This is a genomic window from Lacrimispora amygdalina (genome assembly GCF_900205965.1).
Classification (GTDB): domain Bacteria; phylum Bacillota; class Clostridia; order Lachnospirales; family Lachnospiraceae; genus Lacrimispora; species Lacrimispora amygdalina_A.
In genome coordinates this window covers 35591-58253 of the sequence record NZ_OAOF01000006.1, presented here as the reverse complement: position 1 = coordinate 58253, position 22663 = coordinate 35591, and the positions used below count along the sequence as shown (strand labels likewise).

At 43.8% G+C, this 22663-nt stretch carries 27 protein-coding genes; 1 reads left to right on the top strand and 26 read right to left on the bottom strand.

All coding sequences use genetic code 11. The annotated features are described in order from the left end of the window. Positions 1-3 precede the first annotated feature (3 nt). Genes plsY through CRO04_RS10115 form a run of 3 tightly spaced genes read right to left on the bottom strand, consistent with a single transcriptional unit; the run spans position 4 to position 3341 of the window. On the bottom strand, positions 4-648 hold the full coding sequence (plsY, locus tag CRO04_RS10125; protein WP_097004129.1) for a glycerol-3-phosphate 1-O-acyltransferase PlsY: 645 nt from the start codon (positions 646-648) through the stop codon (positions 4-6). Between the two features lie 2 nt (positions 649-650). Then, on the bottom strand, positions 651-1979 hold the full coding sequence (der, locus tag CRO04_RS10120; protein WP_097004128.1) for a ribosome biogenesis GTPase Der: 1329 nt from the start codon (positions 1977-1979) through the stop codon (positions 651-653). 3 nt (positions 1980-1982) lie between these two features. After that, the gene (locus CRO04_RS10115; protein WP_097004127.1) at positions 1983-3341 is read right to left on the bottom strand and encodes a DUF512 domain-containing protein; all 1359 of its coding nucleotides are present in this window, start codon (positions 3339-3341) and stop codon (positions 1983-1985) included. A gap of 202 nt (positions 3342-3543) precedes the next feature. On the opposite strand from CRO04_RS10115, the gene CRO04_RS10110 reads away from it, so the two are divergent. Next, positions 3544-4722, top strand: coding sequence for a ribose-phosphate pyrophosphokinase (locus CRO04_RS10110; RefSeq protein ID WP_097004126.1), 1179 nt, complete (start codon positions 3544-3546; stop codon positions 4720-4722). A 62-nt stretch (positions 4723-4784) separates the two neighbouring features. Here the strand turns inward: CRO04_RS10110 and pgeF are convergent, their stop codons facing one another. The 23 genes from pgeF to rlmN all read right to left on the bottom strand — a co-directional run bounded on the left by pgeF (position 4785) and on the right by rlmN (position 22663). Beyond that, complete coding sequence (pgeF, locus tag CRO04_RS10105; RefSeq protein ID WP_097004125.1) at positions 4785-5639, bottom strand: peptidoglycan editing factor PgeF; 855 nt, start codon at positions 5637-5639, stop codon at positions 4785-4787. A 14-nt stretch (positions 5640-5653) separates the two neighbouring features. Continuing rightward, the gene (locus tag CRO04_RS10100; RefSeq protein ID WP_097004124.1) at positions 5654-5995 is read right to left on the bottom strand and encodes a YraN family protein; all 342 of its coding nucleotides are present in this window, start codon (positions 5993-5995) and stop codon (positions 5654-5656) included. Next, positions 5988-6644 carry a ribonuclease HII gene (locus CRO04_RS10095; RefSeq protein ID WP_097004123.1) on the bottom strand — a complete coding sequence of 219 codons (657 nt, stop codon included), beginning with the start codon at positions 6642-6644 and terminating at the stop codon, positions 5988-5990. The genes CRO04_RS10100 and CRO04_RS10095 overlap by 8 nt, the downstream gene beginning before the upstream one ends. A gap of 70 nt (positions 6645-6714) precedes the next feature. Beyond that, the gene (gene ylqF / locus CRO04_RS10090) at positions 6715-7560 is read right to left on the bottom strand and encodes a ribosome biogenesis GTPase YlqF (protein WP_097004122.1); all 846 of its coding nucleotides are present in this window, start codon (positions 7558-7560) and stop codon (positions 6715-6717) included. 9 nt (positions 7561-7569) lie between these two features. Further along, a complete protein-coding gene (gene lepB / locus CRO04_RS10085) occupies positions 7570-8121 on the bottom strand; it encodes a signal peptidase I (protein ID WP_097004121.1) in 552 nt (183 codons plus the stop codon). A gap of 63 nt (positions 8122-8184) precedes the next feature. Continuing rightward, a complete protein-coding gene (rplS, locus tag CRO04_RS10080) occupies positions 8185-8532 on the bottom strand; it encodes a 50S ribosomal protein L19 (RefSeq protein ID WP_097004120.1) in 348 nt (115 codons plus the stop codon). A gap of 138 nt (positions 8533-8670) precedes the next feature. Next, on the bottom strand, positions 8671-9417 hold the full coding sequence (trmD, locus tag CRO04_RS10075) for a tRNA (guanosine(37)-N1)-methyltransferase TrmD (protein WP_097004119.1): 747 nt from the start codon (positions 9415-9417) through the stop codon (positions 8671-8673). Positions 9418-9434: 17 nt separating this feature from the next. After that, positions 9435-9944: a ribosome maturation factor RimM gene (rimM, locus tag CRO04_RS10070; protein ID WP_097004118.1), complete on the bottom strand. Its 510-nt coding sequence runs from the start codon at positions 9942-9944 to the stop codon at positions 9435-9437. 129 nt (positions 9945-10073) lie between these two features. Beyond that, positions 10074-10301, bottom strand: coding sequence for a KH domain-containing protein (locus CRO04_RS10065; protein WP_097004117.1), 228 nt, complete (start codon positions 10299-10301; stop codon positions 10074-10076). Between the two features lie 15 nt (positions 10302-10316). Beyond that, a complete protein-coding gene (gene rpsP / locus CRO04_RS10060) occupies positions 10317-10559 on the bottom strand; it encodes a 30S ribosomal protein S16 (RefSeq protein ID WP_097004116.1) in 243 nt (80 codons plus the stop codon). A gap of 83 nt (positions 10560-10642) precedes the next feature. After that, the gene (gene ffh / locus CRO04_RS10055; protein WP_097004115.1) at positions 10643-11998 is read right to left on the bottom strand and encodes a signal recognition particle protein; all 1356 of its coding nucleotides are present in this window, start codon (positions 11996-11998) and stop codon (positions 10643-10645) included. Positions 11999-12009: 11 nt separating this feature from the next. Then, complete coding sequence (ylxM, locus tag CRO04_RS10050; protein ID WP_097004114.1) at positions 12010-12360, bottom strand: YlxM family DNA-binding protein; 351 nt, start codon at positions 12358-12360, stop codon at positions 12010-12012. Positions 12361-12439: 79 nt separating this feature from the next. Next, positions 12440-13111, bottom strand: coding sequence for an alpha/beta fold hydrolase (locus CRO04_RS10045; RefSeq protein WP_097004113.1), 672 nt, complete (start codon positions 13109-13111; stop codon positions 12440-12442). Positions 13112-13122: 11 nt separating this feature from the next. Further along, positions 13123-13488 carry a VOC family protein gene (locus CRO04_RS10040; RefSeq protein ID WP_097004112.1) on the bottom strand — a complete coding sequence of 122 codons (366 nt, stop codon included), beginning with the start codon at positions 13486-13488 and terminating at the stop codon, positions 13123-13125. A gap of 59 nt (positions 13489-13547) precedes the next feature. After that, on the bottom strand, positions 13548-14837 hold the full coding sequence (serS, locus tag CRO04_RS10035; RefSeq protein ID WP_097004111.1) for a serine--tRNA ligase: 1290 nt from the start codon (positions 14835-14837) through the stop codon (positions 13548-13550). Between the two features lie 130 nt (positions 14838-14967). Next, positions 14968-15807, bottom strand: a complete 840-nt coding sequence (locus CRO04_RS10030) for a pyridoxamine kinase (RefSeq protein WP_097004110.1) — start codon at positions 15805-15807, stop codon at positions 14968-14970. A gap of 9 nt (positions 15808-15816) precedes the next feature. Beyond that, a complete protein-coding gene (locus tag CRO04_RS10025) occupies positions 15817-16404 on the bottom strand; it encodes an ECF transporter S component (protein ID WP_097004109.1) in 588 nt (195 codons plus the stop codon). Positions 16405-16499: 95 nt separating this feature from the next. Further along, positions 16500-17159, bottom strand: a complete 660-nt coding sequence (locus tag CRO04_RS10020; protein WP_097004108.1) for a thiamine diphosphokinase — start codon at positions 17157-17159, stop codon at positions 16500-16502. After that, positions 17156-17818, bottom strand: a complete 663-nt coding sequence (rpe, locus tag CRO04_RS10015) for a ribulose-phosphate 3-epimerase (protein ID WP_097004107.1) — start codon at positions 17816-17818, stop codon at positions 17156-17158. Before rpe ends, CRO04_RS10020 begins: the two co-directional genes overlap by 4 nt. 1 nt (position 17819) lies before the next feature. Next, positions 17820-18698 (bottom strand): ribosome small subunit-dependent GTPase A, encoded by an 879-nt coding sequence (rsgA, locus tag CRO04_RS10010; protein WP_097004106.1) that lies wholly within the window; start codon positions 18696-18698, stop codon positions 17820-17822. 10 nt (positions 18699-18708) lie between these two features. After that, a complete protein-coding gene (gene pknB, locus CRO04_RS10005; protein WP_097004105.1) occupies positions 18709-20865 on the bottom strand; it encodes a Stk1 family PASTA domain-containing Ser/Thr kinase in 2157 nt (718 codons plus the stop codon). Then, entirely contained in the window at positions 20862-21605 is a 744-nt protein-coding gene (locus CRO04_RS10000; protein WP_097004104.1) for a Stp1/IreP family PP2C-type Ser/Thr phosphatase, read from the bottom strand. Before CRO04_RS10000 ends, pknB begins: the two co-directional genes overlap by 4 nt. 20 nt (positions 21606-21625) lie before the next feature. After that, positions 21626-22663 carry a 23S rRNA (adenine(2503)-C(2))-methyltransferase RlmN gene (rlmN, locus tag CRO04_RS09995; protein WP_097004103.1) on the bottom strand — a complete coding sequence of 346 codons (1038 nt, stop codon included), beginning with the start codon at positions 22661-22663 and terminating at the stop codon, positions 21626-21628.

Genomic DNA, 22663 nt, shown 5'->3' with positions numbered 1-22663 from the left:
ACCTCATTTTGTTTTTCCAGACCCAAAGGATATTTTGTTTTCTTTTCCATGGATCAGCCTGCCTATATTAGCGCGATGGCGCCAGTATGCCTGACCGCTGATCAGAGCCGCAACTATGTAAAATTCCGGCAGAAGTTTCGGGTTCAGACCATATGCTCCCATGGTTCCAAATAAAACCATCCAGACAACGAATATAGTAGCCACAATCAGAGATCCAAGAGATACATATCGTGTAACCGCTACGATTAAAACAAATGATACCAGGCATAACAGTGTCATTGGTAAATCTGCCGCCATAATCAGACCTGCAGTTGCGGCGATTCCCTTGCCACCCTTAAACTGCAGATAAAATGGGTAATTATGTCCAAGAATCACACCAAAGCCGGTATAAAGAATCAGCAGATAAATCATCTCCGGCTGATTTTTAAACACCAGGCGGACTGCCATGCAGGGCAGAAGGGACTTTAAGAAATCGCCAAAGAAAACGACTGCTCCGGCTTTCGGTCCCATAACCCGAAGCGCATTGGTCGTTCCGGAATTACCGCTTCCGTGGTTTCTTATATCAATATGATGCGTTTTACCGTAAAAATAACCGGATTGCAACAGTCCGCAAAGATATCCTGCTATAAGACAGATGATTCTTTCCATAATTATTGTTCCTTTCCGCTCCGTTCTCTGTAAATAAACTTTAAGGAAGTTCCCTTAAAACCAAATGCATCCCTGATTTTATTCTCAATATACCTTGTGTAAGAAAAATGGGTGAGTTCCTTGTCATTGATAAAGATAACAAAGGTAGGCGGTTTCACAGCCACCTGAGTGATATAATAAAGGCGCAGACGCTTGCCCTTATCTGACGGCGGCTGCTGAAGAGCAACTGCTTCCGTCATGATTTCGTTAAGGACTCCGGTTGCAACACGAAGTGTCTGATTCTCACGCACCATATCAATCAGTTCAAAGAGTTTATTCATTCTCTGTCCGGTCTTTGCGGATATAAATATAAATTCCGCATATGGCATAAAGGACAAGGTATCTTTTATTTTCTTTGTGTATTCATAAATGGTCTTGTCATTTTTTTCAATGGCATCCCACTTATTCACAGCCACGATAATGCCCTTGCCCCGTTCATGGGCAATTCCTGCAATCTTGGCATCCTGCTCGGTTACGCCTTCTTCCGCATCAATTACCACAACTACCACATCGGCCCGTTCTACGGCTGTGACTGTACGGATAATGCTGTATCGCTCCAGCTCTTCTTTAATTTTACTCTTTCTCCTGAGTCCGGCTGTATCAATAAATACATATTCTGTACCGTCATGAATAATTTCCGTATCTACTGCATCCCTGGTAGTTCCTGCAATATTGGATACAATTACGCGGTTTTCACCCAGAAGCTGATTTATAATGGAAGATTTTCCCACATTAGGTTTTCCTACAATTGCAATTCTTGGACGGTCATCCTCTTCATCATCTGTCTGAAAATTCCCGAAATGTTTGGCAACTTCATCTAACAGATCACCCAGACCCAGTCTGGAAGCTGCTGAAACCGGAATAGGATCGCCGATTCCCAGATTATAAAATTCATATACATCATTGCCGAATTTCTGGAAGCTGTCTACCTTATTTACTGCAAGAACTACTGGTTTTTTCGACTTGCGCAGCATGTCGGCAACTTTAGAATCGGCATCTACCAGTCCCTGACGGACGTCTACAATAAATACAATGACATCTGCGGTAGCAATGGCAATCTCCGCCTGTTCCCTCATCTGGGAAAGGATAACATCGCTGCTGTCCGGCTCAATTCCACCTGTATCGATCAGGGTGAAATTCATATCCAGCCAGGAACAGTCAGCATAAATACGGTCTCTTGTTACTCCCGGTGTATCCTTAACAATCGAAATAGTTTCACCGGCCAAAACATTAAACAGCGTAGACTTCCCCACATTGGGGCGGCCTACGATGGCAACTACTGGTTTACTCATATATTATATCTCCTTTAATTCATATCCGTCATAAGAAGGTTTCTTTTCTTTTACGTGTCCTAAAACTGTGTTAACGAAATCCTGACCGCTTGATTTTACAATATCTACCTGTACTTGTAAAGCATTTTGTACATCCTGCCGGGTCAGGTCGTCAAGAAATACCTCTTCCCCGCTCCGAAACATGCACTCAGGAAGCAGAAGTCTCTTTCCAAGAGACTTCTCTTTTAACTGGGCGATTAAATCCTGTCCGGTAATCAAACCGGCAACCGTTATCTGTTCGCCAAAAAAATGATTTACAATTGGATAGACGTGAATGGTACGGCCTGGAAACTTATCATGAACCAGCTTTGCATGGTTCTCAATAAACGGTGCCGCAAGCATTCCGGTAGCGATGGAAATCTCCTCAATGGCATCATCATCCGCTTCTTCTTTCAACGCTTCCTCTACCTCAGTCTCTAAAAGTCGCAGCATCCCCACACCGTTTTCCAGCTGAATATATCCGTCATACCTTTTTTCCTCCGGCATGGGTCTTTCTGCCAGAATATAAAACTCATCACTGGCATGAATAAAATGGCATCCATGCTCTTTATAAAGCGTCTTCTGCCACCGTTCCACAATATCCAGAACAGATATGGCATCCTCTTTTGTTACAGGACTTAACGGGTATAAGCCGTTCCGATACTTCGATACACCTACCGGCACCACCGATACGCTTTCCATATATGGCAGATACTTAGATAAATCCCCGATTGTCCGCTCCAGTTCTTCTTTATCATTCACACCTTTGCAGAGGACAATCTGCCCGTTCATGGATATTCCCGCCTCATAGAGACGGTCTATCTTTTTAAGAGCTTCACCTGCAAACCGGTTGTGAAGCATCTGACATCTCAATTCAGGGTTTGTGGTATGAACAGAGATATTAATAGGAGCCAGCTTAAACTCAATAATCCGTTCTATGTCGTGCTCACTCATATTGGTTAAAGTGACATAGTTCCCCTGTAAAAAAGAGAGTCTGGAATCATCATCTTTAAAGTAGAGAGTTTCTCTCATTCCTGGAGGCATCTGATCGATAAAACAGAAAATGCAGTTATTCTTACAGGTCCTGTACTCACTCATCAGACCGTTCTCAAAGGTAAGGCCCAAATCCTCATATTGATTCTCTATTTCTAATTCCCATTCTTCTCCGTTCTTTTTCCTTACGACCATAAGAATGGCTTCACTGTTTACATAATATTCATAATCAAAGATATCTTCCAGTTCATGTCCGTCAATGGAAAGGACTTCATCTCCTGGTTCCAGTTCCAGTTCTTCTGCAATCGAACCGCGCTCAACCGCTTTAATAACATGTCCTCTTTTGCTCATTTCTATTTTACCTTTCTGCAACTATCTTTTATATAATAACAAGATTGTTACTCTTTGTAAAGGAAGCCTTTTTTGTTTTTTTCACTGAAATACGGGAAAGACTATTGACGCATTCTGTCTTTCAATGGTATAAAAAGATGTAAGATTATAAAACAGGCAGTCTTACGACTGGCTGTTCATTTATTATGGAGGAATCTTTGTCATGGCAAATGATTATGTATTTAACGACCAGCTACCTGTTGCTCCCCTTAAGATCGCAGCGCTGGAAAGCTGCGGGCAACTGGCCAGGAAGGTAAATGACCATATTGTCGGTTTTCGCAGAAACGATATCGAGGAGTTAAAACGACGCGAGGCAGATCTTCACTACCGCGGTTACGATATCGACTCTTATCTTCTAAATTGCGAGTGTCCTCGCTTTGGAAGCGGCGAAGCAAAAGGAATCGTCAAGGAATCTGTCCGGGGCACCGATGTTTTCGCAATGGTAGATGTTACCAATTACAGCATATCCTATACAGTGAACGGATATACAAACCACATGTCTCCTGACGATCACTTTCAGGATTTAAAACGCATTCTCGGCGCATGTACAGCCACAGCACACAGAGTCAGCGTGATTATGCCGTTTCTATATGAGAGCCGCCAGCACAAGAGAACCAAGCGGGAATCCCTAGACTGCGCTATGGCTTTGGAAGAACTGGTGAATATGGGAGTAAGCAATATTATTACTTTTGATGCCCATGATCCCAGAGTGCAGAATGCAATCCCATTAAACGGCTTTGACAATTTTATGCCGACATACCAGTTTATCAAAGCAGTCTTAAGACAATTTCCTGATTTGAAGATTGACAAAGAACACATGATGGTCATCAGCCCTGACGAAGGTGCCATGGACCGTGCCGTTTACCTTGCCAATAACTTAAGTGTGGATATGGGTATGTTCTACAAAAGAAGAGATTATTCCAAGATTGTAGGCGGACGCAATCCCATCGTAGCTCATGAGTTTCTCGGCGCTTCCGTAGAAGGTAAAACGGTTCTGATCGTAGACGACATGATTTCTTCCGGGGAAAGCATGCTTGATACCGCCAGGGAATTAAAAGAACGTAAGGCGGACAAGGTCATTGTATGCTGTACGTTTGGACTGTTCACCAATGGTCTTGAAAAGTTTGACGACTTTTACAGCAAAGGATACATTGACAGAGTTGTGACTACAAACTTAAATTACCGTCCCAACGAGATATTCAGCAGAGAGTGGTATGTGGAAGCCGATATCAGCAAATATATCGCTGCAATCGTTAATTCCTTAAATCATGATGTCTCCATCAGTACTGCACTTTCCTCAACGGACAAGATTCAGAAGTTACTGAAAAAATACAAAGCATAAACCACCTGCCTGATAAAAAGGTCCGGAAGAATTCAAACCATTCTTCCGGACCTTTTTATAACTTATTCTCTCAATCCCAGAAATGCTGCAAGATTGCCTCTTTCATTGCCGCAGATGCGGTGAGAAAAAAGATAATCGGAATTACAGCGGGTACAGATATCTGTTGTCTGTATGTTCTCCGGTCTTACTCCGGCATCTGTCAGTATGATTTCATTCGCTTTCCATAAATCCAGCTGAAATTTACCATGATCTTTCTCCTGTAAAATCTTATTCCATTCTTTCTCGGCAAAAGCTTTTTTAAATTCCAGAGCCACTTCTTCCCCAACTTCATAACAGTCCTTACAGATGCTTGGGCCAATGCAGGCGATTAAATCTTCTGCTTTGGTATTATATGCTTCCTTCATTTTTTGGACCGTGACTGCTCCCATTCGTTTTACCGTGCCTCTCCAGCCCGAATGGCTGAGTCCGATGGCTTTGTGTACCGGGTCCAGAAAATATAAGGGAACACAGTCCGCATAAAAGGTAACCAGGGTGATACCCACTACATTGGTAATGAGCCCGTCAACATCTTTAAAATCTCTTTCCCTCACAATTCCCTTGCCTGCATCTTCCTCCGTTACGAGCCGGACATTGGTGGTATGAGTCTGGTAAGACAGAACCATGCGTTTTACGTCTACCCCGAGAGCAGCAGCCATTCTTTTGTAATTTTCTAAAACATGATCCGGATTGTCACCTCTGGTAAATGTAAAATTAAGCGTCGCAAATTTCCCCTGGCTGACTCCCCCAAGCTTTGTAGAAAATCCCTGGGCCACCAGTCCTGTCTTTTCCAACAGAGGAAAGGATAAATAAGGCACCGGATCTGTCTCAATATAATCCATACCCTGCTCTTTATTTTTGCGTTTCCAATTAACACTCATTCCAGTACCTCCTTTTAAAATGCATCCGAAATCAGGCGGATCTGCTGACCTAAAATGGCGACCACATCAAACCTGCATGGAACTGACTCCCCCAGACGGTGTCTGTATAAATATCGTCTGGCCGTATTCCTGATTTTCATCTGCTTTCTTGCATCTACCGCTTCAGCAGGATCACCCTTCTTTGCATTTTCCCGGTATTTTACCTCTACAAAAACGTAATAATTCCCGTCTTTGGCTATTAAGTCGATTTCTCCTGACCGGTCCCGGTAATTTCGCTCCAGAATCTCATAGCCGGCCTGCTCCAGATAATCTGCAGCGATCTCTTCAAACCGTGTTCCTGTCTCTCTGTTATTCATTATTCTCCCCAGAAATGAAATTTTTAATAAAACTCCTTCTGTGAATGGGACAGGGGCCATACTCTTTTAATGCTGCGATATGGGCTGCGGTGCCGTATCCCTTGTGCTTTACAAAGCCGTACTGGGGAAACAGCTTATCGTACTCTACCATCATATGATCTCTTGTCACTTTTGCCATAATACTGGCGGCCGCGATTGACACGCTTTTTCCATCCCCCTTCACAATAGGGATCTGAGGTATGTCAAGTTCCGGAATAGTCACCGCATCATTTAAGAGAATTTCAGGCATCATACCCAGCTTTGCAACTGCACTTCTCATGGCTTCATAGGTTGCCTGCAATATATTGATTTCATCGATCCGGTCCGGGCCCACTATGCCCAGTCCCACTGCCAGTGCTTTTTCCTCAATTTCCTCAAACAAAGCCTCCCTGCGTTTTTCAGACAGCTTTTTGGAATCATTTAAAAAGAGGATCTCACAATCTCTTGGCAGTATGACGGCTCCTGCCACCACAGGTCCAGCCAGCGGCCCCCTGCCTGCTTCATCAATTCCGCAGACAAGTACATGGGAATCATAGTTTAATTCATATTCCTTCATGACCTCTAACCGTTTCAGTTCTTCCAGGCGTTTTTCTTCTGTTAATTTTCTCATCTTTTTTCTCCAGTGATCTGATTAAAACAAGGGCCTGCTCTTTAAAATGAGCCTGCCCTTTGATGTCTAATTATAATTGCTGCGGTGTTTCAAGAGTCAGACGTCCCAGTTTACCGCTTCTGAAATCCTCAATCAGCAGGTTTGCCGCTCTGTTTAAATCCAGTTCTCCGCCTTTAGCCAGACAGGACCTGGACCTGGCGATCTGCATAAGACCTTCTAATGGATCTTCCGTCGCAAGCGCATAGCGCTCAGACAGAACCTGAGGATAGGATTTCGTTAAAAAACGGATCAGCTCCATGGCAAGCTCGTCTTTATTTAAGATCTCATCATTGATGGAACCAATGAGTGCAAGACGGATTCCCACCTTCTGGTCTTCAAATCTCGGCCACAATATTCCAGGGGTGTCAAGGAGCTCCAGGCTTTTATTCAGCCGGATCCACTGATTGCCCTTAGTAACGCCGGGCTTGTTTCCAGTCTTCGCACACGCTTTTCCTGCAAAGGAATTAATAAATGTGGATTTTCCCACATTAGGAATTCCTACAACCATCGCACGTACCGGGCGGTTTAAGATACCTCTTCTCCGGTCCCGTTCTATCTTCTCTTTACAGGCCTCTAAAACAACACCATTAATGGATTTTAAGCCTGCACCGCTTTTTGAATTAACTTTGACAACATGACAGCCCTTTTCTTCAAAATAAGCTGCCCATGCATTGTTGCACCGTTCATCTGCAAGATCCGATTTATTCAGCAGAATCAGGCGGGCTTTCCCTGCTCCCAGATCATCAATATCCGGATTCCGGCTGCTTAGCGGAACTCTCGCATCTACCAGTTCGATAATCAAATCAATTAATTTGATATCTTCCTTCATTGCCCTTTTTGCTTTGGTCATATGACCTGGATACCATTGTATATTCATAACATTCCTCTATTTCGAACGAATTAATTCCAACTTTACAAGGGGCAGCATACGTAACCATATTTTCCCTTTGATCTGACTGCGGCTTACGTTTCCTATGTTGGAAAAACGGCTGTCTTCACTGCTGTCCCGGTTATCACCTAATAAAAAATATTCCTCTTCTCCCAGCTTCATCGGCTTTTCCGCCAGACCAGCAAGGGATACCCGGCCAAGACCTGCCGGTTCTTTCAGCTTTTCGCCATTGATATAGATGTCATCGCTTTTTATCTGCACAGTCTCTCCCGGCAGTCCAACGATACGCTTTACATTCATCTTCTGGTCATCTCTTTGAAACACTACCACATCAAACCGGTCCGGCTTCCCAAAATCATAGGAAAGGCGGTCCATTAAAACAACATCACCGTTTGCAAAAAGTGGAAGCATGGCATGCCCTGCAACAACAATCTGAGTTCCATAAGCATAGACCAGAAACCATGCAAATGCAATCACTACAACAATGTCAACAATCCAGTTGACAAAATGGCGGAGCTTATTATTATCTTCACTATGATAAAAGTCCATCTATAATACCCCACCTACTAAAGAAAGGGACAATTTACATTGTCCCCCTCAAATGTTCCGGAATTATTTAACCAGCTCTTTAACCTTGGCAGCCTTACCAACTCTGTCTCTTAAGTAATTCAGTTTTGCTCTTCTTACTTTACCCTTTCTTACAACTTCAACGTTGTCTACGGAAGGGGAATGTAATGGCCAGGTTTTCTCAACGCCGATACCGTTAGAGTTCTTTCTTACAGTAAAGGTTTCTCTTGCGCCGCCGTTCTGTCTTTTAATAACAGTTCCTTCGAAAATCTGGATTCTCTCGCGGGTTCCCTCTTTGATCTTGTTGTATACTTTTACAGTATCACCAACATGGAACACCGGTACGGTCTGCTTTAACTGTGCTGCTTCAATATTCTTAATAATTTCGTTCATTGTGTGAACCTCCTTGATTTTATTTGATGTTCTTAATACTTCATACTGGAATCCGTAACAGAGGACCATCGCCTTTTCATCACAACATTTTGTATTTTATCATAAAGGATTGTCGAATGCAAGCCCTTTCCATTATAATTATTCCCTGATTTCCTGCTCTTTTACAAGTTTATTCAGAAATTCTTCTTCTTTTTTAGAAAGAACCGCTTCCTCAAGAAGATCGGGTCTCCGCTCCAGAGTTCTCTTTATGGATTGCTCCCGTCTCCAGGTTTCAATATTCTTATGATGGCCGGATAACAAAACCTCCGGAACCTTTAAGCCTCTGTACTCCTCCGGTCTGGTATACTGGGGATATTCAAGCAGATTATCATGAAAAGATTCAAATTCAGCAGAGGTTTCATTCTTTAAAACACCTGGAATCAATCGGGAAATGCAGTCAATCATAACCATGGCAGGAAGCTCGCCTCCAGTCAGTACATAATCTCCGATGGAAAGGAAATCCGTAGCCACCAGATTTAACGCCCGCTCATCAATTCCTTCATAGTGGCCGCATAAGAAAACCAGATCCTCTTCTTTCGCCAGTTCGCCTGCAATCGTCTGATTGAATACTGTTCCCTGAGGCGTCATGTAAATGACACGTGGTTTCTTTCCAAGTTTTCTGCACAGATCATCATAGGCTTCGCATATGGGCATGGGCTGCATGACCATTCCCGCTCCGCCGCCATATGGATAATCATCCACACTGTGATGCTTATCGGCAGAATAGTCTCTGATATCAATTGCCTCTATGGATAAAAGCCCCTTTTCTGCGGCTCTACCAATAATACTGGTGTTTAAGCCGTTTAAGACCATATCAGGAAACAGCGTCAATATATGATAATTCATTCGTTCCACTCCTATCCTTAATCCAGAAGCCCGTCCATCATATGAACTGTGATGGTCCCCTTTTCCAGATCCACATTCAGAACGCATTCTTTAATTGCGGGCAGAAGCACCTCTCTGCCATCCGCCATCCTGACTTCATAGACATCATTGGCACCTGTTTTAATTACATCGGTCAATGTTCCAAGTTCATCCCCATCATCTTTTACAACTAAAAGTCCGATGAGGTCAGTAATAAAGTTTTCATCGGGGCCCAGTTCCACTGCCAGATCTCTTGTAATTAAAAGATCTCTGCCCTTGTATTTTTCAATTTCATCAATGGAATCATATCCCTTAAACTTCAGGATTACCATATTTTTAAAGAATTTTACACCCTCTATTTCTAAATCAATCTGTTCCCGCCCTGTATCAAGAATAACTTTCTTCAACTGTTTAAAACGGGCGGAATCATCCGTTGTTGGAAATACCTTTACTTCTCCCTTAATCCCGTGGGTGGAAGAAATCACTCCGACTCTTAACAAATTTTCCATCTGTCTCTCCATATCATATAAAAGAAACCGGATATCACTATCCGGCTTAATTATTACCTGCCCTCATAAACCAGAATTTATGAAAGCAAAAGAAGACCGTCTTCCCGACAGGCCGGCGGTCTTAACAGGCTACTGAATTTCAACAGTAACCTTCTTATCTTCTTTGGAAGCTGCTGCTTTTACAACAGAGCGGATCGCTTTCGCAATTCTGCCCTGTTTGCCAATTACCTTACCCATATCGGAAGGTTCTACCGTAAGTTCAAGGACGATCTCATCGTCTTTTACAGTCTCAGTAACAGCAACATGATCTGGATAATCAACCAGTGCTCTTGCAATTACTTCTACTAATTCCTTCATATGCTTCACCTCTCACTACTGGATACCGGCGATCTTTAAAAGCTTGCTTACAACTTCTGTTGGCTGAGCACCTGTTGCTAACCACTTCTTTGCGTTCTCTTCGTTAAACTTGATTACGCTTGGTTCTGTGGTAGGATCATAGTATCCAATTTCTTCGATGAATCTTCCATCTCTGGGAGATCTGGAATCTGCAACTACAATTCTATAGAAAGGAGCCTTTTTCTGACCCATTCTTTTTAATCTCATCTTTACTGCCATGTTTTAATTCACCTCCTTAAAATCTTAAATTTAAAACCTATCTATAGCGACGCAGGAATCTGCCTTGCTAGCATTCATAAATATTAAAACGGTAATTTCAGTTTCCCCAGCAAACCTGCGCCCCCGCGGCGTTTTCCTCCGCCAAGCATTCCCGGCAGCTGCTTCATCATCTTTTTCATCTGATCAAACTGCTTCACAATCCGGTTTACTTCACTGATATCAACACCTGCCCCTTTTGCAACCCGCTGTTTTCTGGCGGCGTTCTTCATCAGATCCGGATTGGTCCGTTCTTTTTTTGTCATGGACAGGATAATCGCTTCCACCCGGTCCATGGCTTTTTCGTCAAAATCCATATCTTTCATCTGACCCATGCCAGGCATCATGCTCATAATGCTTGCCATACCGCCCATGTTCTTCACCTGGGTCATCTGCTCCAGAAAATCGTTGTAATCAAATTCCGCTTTTTTAAGCTTCTGGGATAATTCCCTGGCTTTTTCTTCGTCCACCTGGGTTCCAGCCTTCTCAATCAGAGAAAGGATATCCCCCATCCCCAGTATTCTGGAAGCCATACGGTCCGGGTAAAACTGTTCCAGATCAGACAGCTTTTCTCCCATACCAACGTAAAGAACCGGCTTTCCGGTAACAGCACGAATGGAAAGTGCGGAACCGCCTCTTGTATCACCATCCAGCTTCGTAATAATGACTCCGTCAATTCCAATCTTATCATGGAACATACCAGCCACATTCACAGCATCCTGACCAGTCATGGCATCTACAACGAGAATGGTCTGATGAACATCTACACTGTCTTTGATTTCTATCAGCTCACTCATCATATCTTCATCAATGTGAAGACGGCCTGCCGTATCCAGAATCACAACATTCTGTCCATTCTTTGCCGCAGAAGCCAAAGCAGCTTTTGCTATATCAGCCGGCTTCTGGTTCTCTCCCATGGAAAATACCGGAACTCCCTGCTTCTCACCGTTAATCTGCAGCTGTTTGATCGCTGCAGGACGGTAAATATCACAGGCAGCTAAAAGCGGATTTCTTCCCTTTGCCTTTAATTTACCGGCAATCTTGGCTGTGGTAGTCGTCTTACCAGCACCCTGCAGACCAGCCATCAGGATCACGGTTATCTCACTGGCAGGCTTTAAGTCTATTTCCGTTGTCTCAGAGCCCATGAGTTTCACCAGCTCTTCGTTTACAATCTTTATTACCATCTGGCCCGGAGTCAGACTATTCTGGACATCCTGTCCGATCGCCCGCTCCTGCACAGCACTAATAAACTGCTTTACAACCTTGAAATTTACGTCGGCTTCCAGTAAAGCCATCTTAACTTCTTTTAAGGCTGTTTTTACATCGGCTTCGGACAAACGTCCTTTGCCTCTTAAATTTTTAAATACATTCTGTAACTTATCGGATAAGCTCTCAAAAGCCATCTAACGCCCTCCTAATGAGCTTCCAGCTCGATGATTTCGCCCGATATCTCTTCGATGCGATGGATCAGATTCATGTCTTTTGTTCCGGCAAACTCAGCAGTTAAATTCCGAATTTCTCTTGCCAGCCTCTTGGTTTTTTCAAATTTTTCTACCAGATGAAGTTTTTCTTCATAGCCCTCCAGGATCTTATCACAGCGCTTTACCAGATCATGAACACCCTGCCGGCTGATTCCCTGTTCCTGCGCAATCTCACTGAGAGACAAATCGTATAATACCACATCTTCATAAATGTTCCTCTGATGCTCTGTCAGCAGAGCTCCGTAGAAATCATACAAAAGTCCCTGTCTTGCAATCTTCTCCATATCATCACCTGTGATATCATACAATACTTTTTTTAAGGTGTCAAGTATTTTTTCTTTACACCCTGCAAATAATCTGGTTTCAGTCAGTATCCGGATCTTTCATAAAATTTTTCATATGAAAATAAAGCTTTCTGCTGTGAATTACATAACTTCCGTGGGATTCACCCGGCAGAATTTTAAGGATGCTGTTTTTAATTCTGGAGGCCAGATACTGGGTATGGGAAAGAAGAACCATATCCTTTTCTCCAGCCAGCAGCAAGGTCGGAATGGAAATACGCTCCAGTTCCCTTCCTGATATCTGTGGCTCCTTTAACATCATCCGAACCCTTGGCTCACGAATAAGAAGTCCGAGGAAGCCAAATAAAAGAAGCCAGCGGCGCTTTAAACCTTCCGGATATGCATTGGCACCGCAGATTACCATCTTTTTAAACAGCCCGGGATACCGGACAGCTGAAAGGATCCCGACGATACCTCCGTCACTGAACCCGCAGTAAAAAGGTCTGTCAATCTCTAAAAGCCGGATAAATTCCGCCACATCCTTAGCCATCTTCTCGTAACTGATATCGTTTTTTCCCGTACTTTTCCCATGTCCCCTGGAATCCAGAGCATATACCATATACTCTGTCTGAAGCAGACTGGCTGTCTCTTTAAATATGCTGTGATCTTCCCCGTTTCCATGGACCAGAATCACTGCCGGTCCTTTCCCCGATACTTCATAGTGAAGCCGGATTCCATTTACTGTTATAAACACCTGGTCTCTCCTTATTTAGCAGGAACAATCTCCAGCCAGTATCCATCCGGATCACTGATAAAATAAATTCCCATTTCCGGATTTTCAAAGCAGATTACTCCCATTTCCTTATGCTTCTTATAGCATTCCTCATATTCATCTGTATGAAATGCGAGATGAAATTCACATTCCCCTAAATTATATGGTTCTGTCCTGTCAGTTAAATAGGTCAGCTCCAGCGTAAAATCAGTCTTCCCATCCCCCAGATAGACCAGTCGGAAGGATCCGTCAGCCGCTGTTTTTTCACGTACCGGAACCAGACCCAGAGCCTCTTTATAAAATTTCAGGCTTTTTTCCAGATTAAGAACATTAAAATTAAAGTGATTAAAGGTAATCATAATAGGTTCTCTCCTTTTCAAAAAGAGTCCGACCTGTAAAAAGCCGGACTTTTTATTATTTACTTCTTTGGTACAAGTGCCTTCATACCGCCCATATATGGCTGCAGTGCTTCCGGAATCTTCACTGTTCCGTCTGCCTGTAAATTATTCTCCAGGAAAGCAATGAGCATTCTTGGCGGTGCTACCACCGTATTATTCAGTGTATGGGCAAAATATTTTTTGCCGTCCTCGCCTGATACCCTGATCTTCAGTCTTCTTGCCTGGGCATCTCCTAAATTGGAACAGCTGCCCACTTCAAAATATTTTTTCTGTCTGGGAGACCATGCCTCCACATCTACAGATTTAACTTTTAAGTCCGCCAGGTCACCGGAGCAGCATTCTAATGTTCTGACCGGAACGTCCAGAGTCCGGAATAAATCAACGGTATTCTGCCACAGCTTTTCGTACCAGTCCATGCTCTCTTCCGGTTTGCAGACTACGATCATCTCCTGCTTTTCAAACTGATGAATCCGGTACACGCCACGTTCTTCCAGACCGTGCGCTCCTTTTTCTTTTCTGAAACAGGGAGAGTAGCTGGTGAGTGTCTGCGGAAGCTTAGCCTCAGGGAGGATGGTATCAATAAATTTACCGATCATAGAATGTTCACTGGTACCGATTAAATACAGATCCTCTCCCTCGATCTTATACATCATCGCATCCATTTCTGCAAAGCTCATAACTCCTGTTACCACTTCGCTGCGGATCATAAAAGGAGGTATACAGTAAGTGAATCCACGTCCGATCATAAAATCTCTTGCATAGGAAATAACAGATGAATGAAGTCTTGCAATGTCTCCCATAAGATAATAGAAACCATTGCCAGCAACCTTTCTTGCACTGTCAAGGTCGATTCCGTCAAAACTTTCCATTATCTCTGTGTGATATGGAATATCAAAGTCCGGCACTACCGGTTCACCATAACGCTCTACTTCTACATTCTCACTGTCATCCTTGCCGATGGGTACACTGGGGTCTATGATGTTCGGAATGGTCATCATGATTTTCTTGATTTTTTCTTCCAGTTCACCTTCCGTTTTTTCCAGTTCAGCCAGATGGTCGGAAGCATCGGTTACCAACCGCTTCATCTCTTCTGCTTCTTCTTTTTTCCCCTGTCCCATCAAGGCACCAATCTGTTTGGAAAGTTTGTTGCGTTCCGCTCTTAAAGCATCTCCTTCCTGCTTTGCCGCGCGGTTTTGCTCGTCCAGCTCAATGACCTCATCGACCAGAGCAAGCTTGCTGTCCTGAAATTTGTTTTTTATATTCTGTTTCACTATTTCAGGATTTTCTCTTACAAACTTTAAATCTAACATGGTATTCCTCCTGGTTTTTCCTCAATATTTTCTGCGAACGGTATCCGCATAATAATCTGCCGTTGATTATACTACAAAAAAAGGGCAAAGAAAAGCCCTTTTCCTAAAATTCCCCATCTCGCTTCCTCTTTTACTGACGAATAAGCAGAGACAGGATCTCTTCAAAACAAACTCCATTCTCAGTTGGCACATTAAGCTGATCCGAAACCAGAATACTCTGCTTTACAAAATCTGTTGCTGTTTTTACACTTTTTTGCAAAGGTACTCCCTTGACTGCCTGGGCAGCTATGATACTGGAAAACACATCTCCTGTCCCCGGGCGGTTTCTTCCCGCTTTTAATGTCCTGACAAACTGAACTTTCGAAGACTTCCTGGCAACCACATTGGTTATAAATGCACCTTCCCTCACTCCTGTAATCACTGCGCTGTGAGGTCCCATGCTTATGATATCTTCTGCCATATCAGTCAGCTCTTTTCTGGTCCAGTTCTCCTGACGGTACTGCCTTCCTGTCAGAATGCATGCCTCAGTTAAGTTGGGAGTCACAATATCTCCGGATTCCACCAGTGTCTTCATACGGCTGCACATCTCTTTTGTATAGGTCTGATAGGTATTCCCGTCATCACCCATAATGGGATCTATAATAACCAGGGTATTTGCTGTTTTAAAATCCCGTATCATATCCGAAACAATTTCAATCTGGTCCGCTGAGCCCAAAAATCCGGTAAATATACCGTCAAAGTCCAGATTCAGTTTCTTCCACTGTTCCAGATACAGAGGCATCTTATCGGTATAGTCATCAAAGAAGCAGGTGGAAAATCCGGTGTGATTAGACAAGATCGAGGTCGGAACTGGGCAGCACTGCACCTTTAAGGCGGATATAACAGGAATGGCCACTGTTAGCGAACAGCGGCCATATCCTGAAAGGTCATGAATCGCAGCAATTTTTTTCTGCTTATATTCTTTTGTCATAACAAACTCCTAACATATCCGGATAAATAATCCTGACCGCACCAAAGCATTCCGAAGGGGCATATATATAAGTACAGATACGATCCCGGAAGTTACCGCATTAATGGAAGTGGAGGCAGCGTTCCAAGCCAGTGCCAGCTCTGCCGCCGGTTTTCCAAGTATGAGAAGCTTGTAAAAATATCCTGCCATGGGATCAAAAATTACATTAAATAAAAGCCCTGAAAATGCTGCAAGTATAGTCCATTTAAGAATATGTCTGTTATCATAGGATTCATTAATCTTTCCAAGCCGATGTGCAACCAGCCCTGTGATCAGACCGATGCATAATTTTAAAACAAATGTTTTCGGAGCATATATAATATAGACCGGATCTAACAGGTCACCGATAGTCATTCCGATGGCGCCGCCAAGACCCCCATATAATCCACCCAGAAGCAGTGCTCCCAGAACGCAGACCGCATTGCCTAAATGAATCGATGTGGCATCCCCTCCCGGAAGCGTGATTTTAAACTGAAGAAATGTGAAAACCACGTAGGACATGGCTGCAAATAATCCAGTCAGCGAAACTTTATTAATTCTCTGATTTATTCCATTCATTGATGATTCCTCCCTGGCGCTTTTGTTGTTCTTAATCTTAGCACGCAAGTGGAGTGATATAAATATCCAGTTTCCAGTTATTAAGCCATACCAGTTCAATCATGGGATTCGACACAAATCAGTACTCCTGAATCAAATTCAATAGACCCCGACGCACCGGTCAGTTCATTGCTGATGCATAAACTTGTTCCTATTGAGATGTCTTTTTTATAAAGCGGATATTTAAAGCCGGAAAGGGTAATTCCCTTTACTTCCATACTCAGCGGAAGAAATGAGATATATTTTCCCCATGTTTTTTCAGCTTCAAAGATCCTGCCTTTCTCCAAAATGGTAATTCGGTTTTTGGGATCTACTATGGAAGCATACACCCCCTGTTTCAGACAATAGTAAAGCAGATGAAGATTCCCCATAAAGTGATCCAGTCTCCCTCCGGCTGCTCCCAGAAGAACAAGCTGACCGCATCCTAAATTTATGGCTGTATTAATAGCAAGTTCTGTGTCTGTCTCGTCTTTTTCCGGCTTGTGTATGTCCCATGTAATCTGATCGGAAGAATTCCGGTATTCCGAAAGAACCGCTTCATCCACCGTGTCGAAATCACCTACAACCGCATCCGGTTTCAAATTCAGTCCGGTCAGGGCCGTAAGTCCTCCGTCTACCGCAATGATCTTATCAAAGCTATGATTTGCCAGATAATCTCTGGCAAACTCAAAATCAATAATTCCTCCCGTTACAATTAACCCCGCTCGTTCTTTCAACTTTCATATTCCTCAAAAATATCTATAAATTTTCTGGTGTTAGCTGCCGCATCACCCTTGAACACAGCAGATCCTGCCACAAAAACATTGGCGCCGGCCTCAATCAGCTCCCTGACATTATCACAGGTGACACCGCCGTCAACTTCAATGTCTATATCCAGCCCCTGGTTCTTTATCATGGCTCGCAGCCGGCGTACCTTTTCCAGTGTGTAGGGAATAAATTTCTGTCCGCCGAATCCCGGATTCACCGTCATAATCAGTACCATATCAAGCTCCGGCAATATGCAGTCCAGAACTGATAATGGTGTGGCGGGATTTAATGCGACCGCTGCTTTCAGTCCGGCTTCTTTTATCTGGTTTACCGTCCTGTCTAAATGCCTGCATGCCTCCGCATGAACGCAGATTAAATCCGCACCCGCTGCTTTGATATCTGATATATAACGTCCCGGCTCCTCCACCATCATATGAACATCAAAAATCCGGTCTGTACAGCTTCTTAAGCTGCCAATCACCGGCATGCCAAACGATATGCTGGGCACAAAAGCTCCATCCATCACATCCAGATGAATATAATGTGCTCCTGCATTGGCTGTATCCGTTACCTGTTGTCCAAGATTTTTAAAGTCTGCCGCTAAGATTGAGGGGGCAAGTTTCAGCATGTTAGTATCTCCTTTTTTCTTTCAGTTCCTCGTATAAAAGCCGGTAATTGTCATAACGGCTCTGACTGATTTTTCCTTCAGCAACGGCATTCTTAATTCCGCAGACCTTTTCTCCAATATGCACACAGCCCAGAAAGCGGCAGTCTGCCTCAAATGGATCAAATTCAGGAAAATAGTCTTTTAACTGCCCGCACTCCATATCTTCTAAATACATCGAACTGAAGCCGGGCGTATCCATCATATATGTCTGATTTCCAATTCCAAATAACTCTGAGTGTCTGGTGGTATGTTTTCCTCTTTGGATTTTTTCGCTGATCCGTCCGGTCTCCATCTCTGCCTCCGGATAAAGCAGGTTAGTCAGAGATGACTTTCCCACACCGGACGGTCCTGCCAGAACAGTGGTTTTACCATCCAGAATCTCTTTTATACCGCCAATTCCCTTTCTTTCATAAATACTGGTAAAATAAACGGGGTAACCAGCCGCTTCATACATCCGCCGCAGGTTTTCCATCTCCTCGTTTTTCGTAAGATCTATTTTGTTAAAACAGATATGAACGGGTACATTCTGTGATTCCATCATTACCAGAAAACGATCCAGAAGATTTAAATTAGGCTCCGGGTGAGTAATGGAAAACACAACAAGTGCCTGATCTACATTGGCTGCAGCAGGGCGCACCAATGCATTTTTCCTGGGCAGGATCTCTTCGATGTTTCCTTTCCGTTCTGTTTCATCCAGAACGGAAATTTCCACATCGTCTCCTACAAGAGGTTTTACATTTCTGTTTCGGAATATGCCCTTCGCCTTACATTCGTAAAGAGTTCCATCCTTGCTGTGGACATAATAAAATCCAGCAATACCTTTTAATATTTTTCCTGTCATATAAGCTTCCTTAGGATTGGGGAACAGGAACAAAGGTAATTGCATATGAATGTACCACCTCTCCTGTATCCACATTTACAATTTCTACCGATCCACTTGTCACACCGTAAGCTCCCTCTATATTACTAAATGAAACCGGAAGCAGCTGATCTCCATTTAACGTCACCGGTCCCATCAGCTCTTTTACAGAATCCTGACCGTTTACCGACTGCCTCAGCTGGATTTTTAAAGTCAGCTGGGTGCTTCCGGATCCAGGACCAATAATGTTTTGCAGAGAAAAAGATTTATCAATGGATGCCAGATACTTGTATTTTGATTCCTGGCTGTTTCCGGTGCTGACTACAAAATCAACTGCAGTCTGGGACTCCACCTGGCTTCCCGGTACTGCGGACTGGCTGATGATGCAGCCTCTCGTAACTGTCTCAGAAGAAGCTTCTGTGACAGTGCCCTGTACCAGGCCTACGTCTGCAAGCATTTCCGCCGCAACCTCCTGTGTCTGTCCTGCCAGGTTGGGCACAACAACCGGATTGACGAGAGTGGGACCGCTGCTGGTAAACAGGGTGACCGTTTCCCCTTCTTTTGCTTCACTGGGACTGTAACTTATCACATTACCGGCTGTTACCGTGTCGCTGTTTTTTTGCTGTTCGTTCACAACCAGTCCTTTGCTTTCCAGTAAAGACTTCGCCGAATCAGAATCCATGGTTTCAAGACCCAGTTTGGTCAGATCAATTGCCACATGCTCCGGACCTTTGCTGATCACAACGTACACCGCTGAGTATTTATCCACAACCTTATCAGCAGCCGGATCCTGGGAAATCACATCTCCCTTATCAATGGTATCAGAAAACTGATAATCACTGACTTTCATATACAGATCCCCGTTATCCTTCAGTTTCTTTTCTGCTGTATCAGAATCCAGTCCGGAAACATCTGGCATTTTCACCTTCTTGTCACTAAGTGTTTCTTCCGTGGAAACAGCAGTCGTAGAAACCGTTTCATTTCCGGAACCAGAACGGAATAAGCCACTGATTTTAAAAAATACAACTGCAAGTATCACCACGATAATAACAGCGGTAATAACCCCGGCAGCAGTCAGAAGCTTTTCAATCTTTGGATTGATGTCCTCGTCCGTATGATTCCTTCTTTTTCTTCCAGGTCCGGATTGTTCGTCATAGTTTGTGGACGGCTGATGGTTCTGTCCATACTCCTCTCCTGATGAGGCACGCTTCATTGGAGATTCCTGCTGGGGCTTACGGCCGGAACGGATCTGTTCCAGTTCGGGTTTTCCAATTATTACGGTCTGGGAATCATCCACGGTGGGATGATTTTGCACAAAATCCCCATTGGGATTGACCAGTGCTTTGCGCAGATCGGAAATCACTTCATACATACTTCCATATCTGTATTCCGGCTTTTTCTCGGTACTTTTTAATATAATATTCTCCAGTGCAACCGGAATCATCTCATTGAAATAGCTGGGAGGTGTAATCACAGCCTCCAGATGAGCCAGCGCAACCGTCACGGTATTATCTCCCTGAAACGGTACCCTGCCGGCAACCATTTCATATAGCGTGATACCCAGTGAATAGATATCACTTCTCACATCGCTGTAACCTCCGCGCGCCTGTTCCGGCGATATGTAGTGAACCGATCCCACCGCAGTGGCACTCATCGTCTGAGAGGATGCTGCTCTGGCAATTCCGAAATCTGCCACTTTTACTTTTCCGTCTCTGGCAATGATAATATTCTGAGGCTTAATATCGCGGTGAATAATACCCTGCTCATGAGCAGCGGCAATTCCCTGGGCAACCTGCATGGCAATACCAATGGCTTCCTTGATATCAAGACATCCTTTTTTCATAATATAATTCTTTAATGTGATTCCTTCGATCAGTTCCATTACAATAAAATGAAGGTCTCCCTCATCCACAACGTCATAGATATTGACAATGTTGGGATGGGAAAGTCTGGCTGCAGACTGGGCCTCCATTTTAAACTTGCTGACAAAATTACTGTCTGAACTAAATTCTTCCTTTAAAACCTTAATGGCTACCAGGCGGTTTAATTTATGGCACAGGGCCTTATACACATCTGACATACCACCGGAACCGATCTGTTCCAGTATTTCATATCTGTCCTGTAAAAATGTCCCCGGTCTTAAAATCATAAGCTTCCCTCCCTGCCAAGCTGAGGTTCTATTAAAACAACAGCAATATTGTCTTTCCCCCCATTATCATTGGCTACTGTAATTAATTTTTCTGCCTTTTCCGGCAGCTCCAGTTCCGAGCAGATGATTTCTTCTATTTCAGCATCTTCTAACATATTGCTAAGTCCGTCCGAACACAAAAGTATATAATCTCCCGGCTCCAGGGCAACTTCAAAAAAATCAATCTCCAGTTTATCTTCTGTTCCGACCGCTCTGGTAATTATATTCTTTTTCTCTCTGTAATCCCTGCTTCCCCGTTCCATCTGTCCCAGAGAAACCAGTTCCTCCACATAAGAATGGTCTTTGGTAATCTGCTGCAGCTGGTTCCGGATCAGGTAAAGACGGCTGTCTCCCACATTTGCCACATACATGGCTGCATCTTCAATAACAGCAGTAACAAGCGTGGTTCCCATTCCGTTTAGTTCCGGTTTTTTCATGGATTCCTGATACAGCAGTTCGTTCACCTTTTCAATTCCGTCCCGAAGAACCGGAACGATTCTGGTATCCTTTGTTGTTTTAAAATGAGCCACCAGATTCTCGGCAATGAATCTGGAAGCATAATCTCCGGCCTGGTGGCCTCCCATACCATCTGCAACAAGAAACAGATCAGGCAGCACACCCACAGGCTCAATTGAGGCAAAAACATAATCCTGATTTGCCGAACGGACTCTGCCGGTATCCGTCATAGCACAAGCCTTCATCGTAATATTATCACTTCCTTTTACTCCTGATTTAAAAAACTTTTCCGCAGCTGTCCGCAGGCACCATTGATGTCCCTGCCCATTTCTCTTCTTATAGTAACATTAATTCCGTTTTTTTCAAGGAGAATTTTAAACGCTTCAATAGCTTTCCGGTCAGACTGTACATAATCCCGCTCCTTAATGGGGTTAACGGGGATCAGATTAATATGTCCATGCTGGGCCTTTAAAAGTGCTGCCAGTGCCGCTGCCTCTTTTAAATTGTCATTTACTCCGCTTACAAGACTGTATTCAAAGGTAATCCTTCTTCCGGTTTTTTCAAAGTAAGTGTGGCATGCAGAAAGAACATCGGACAGTGGATAGCGGTTTGCTACAGGCATCAGGCTTTTCCGGACCTCGTCATTGGGTGCATGAAGGGAAAGTGCCAGAGTAATCTGCAGTTTTTCCTCCGCCAGCTTTAAGATACCGGGAACAATCCCGCAGGTGGAAACCGTCACGTTCCTCTGACTGATATTTAAGCCGTTTTCATCAGTGAGAAGGCGGATAAACTTCACCAGATTATCATAATTGTCAAGCGGTTCTCCTGAACCCATGACAACTACATTGGATACCCGTTCTCCAGTAAGCTTCTGGATCCGGTAAATCTGATCCAGCATCTCAGCAGGGCTTAAATTACGCTCCAGACCGTCAAGTGTGGATGCGCAAAAGCGGCAGCCCATGCGGCACCCGACCTGAGAGGAGATGCACACGGAATTGCCGTGCTTGTATTTCATCAGTACACTTTCAATTATATTGCCATCGGAAAGAGCAAATAAATACTTTCTCGTCCCGTCTATCTGTGAAATTTTTTCTTCTGCTGCAGTGAGTGAAGGAAAATCTGCTATCTCAATCAGTTTTTCCTTCAAAGATTTTGGAAGATTGGTCATTTCATCATAACCAGCAGCCAGCTTCTGATGAATCCACTCGTACAGCTGTTTTGCACGAAACGGTTTTTCACCGGCTGACACCAGGAATGATGTCAGCTCTTCCAGATTCAGTGACTTAATATCTGTTCGTTCCAT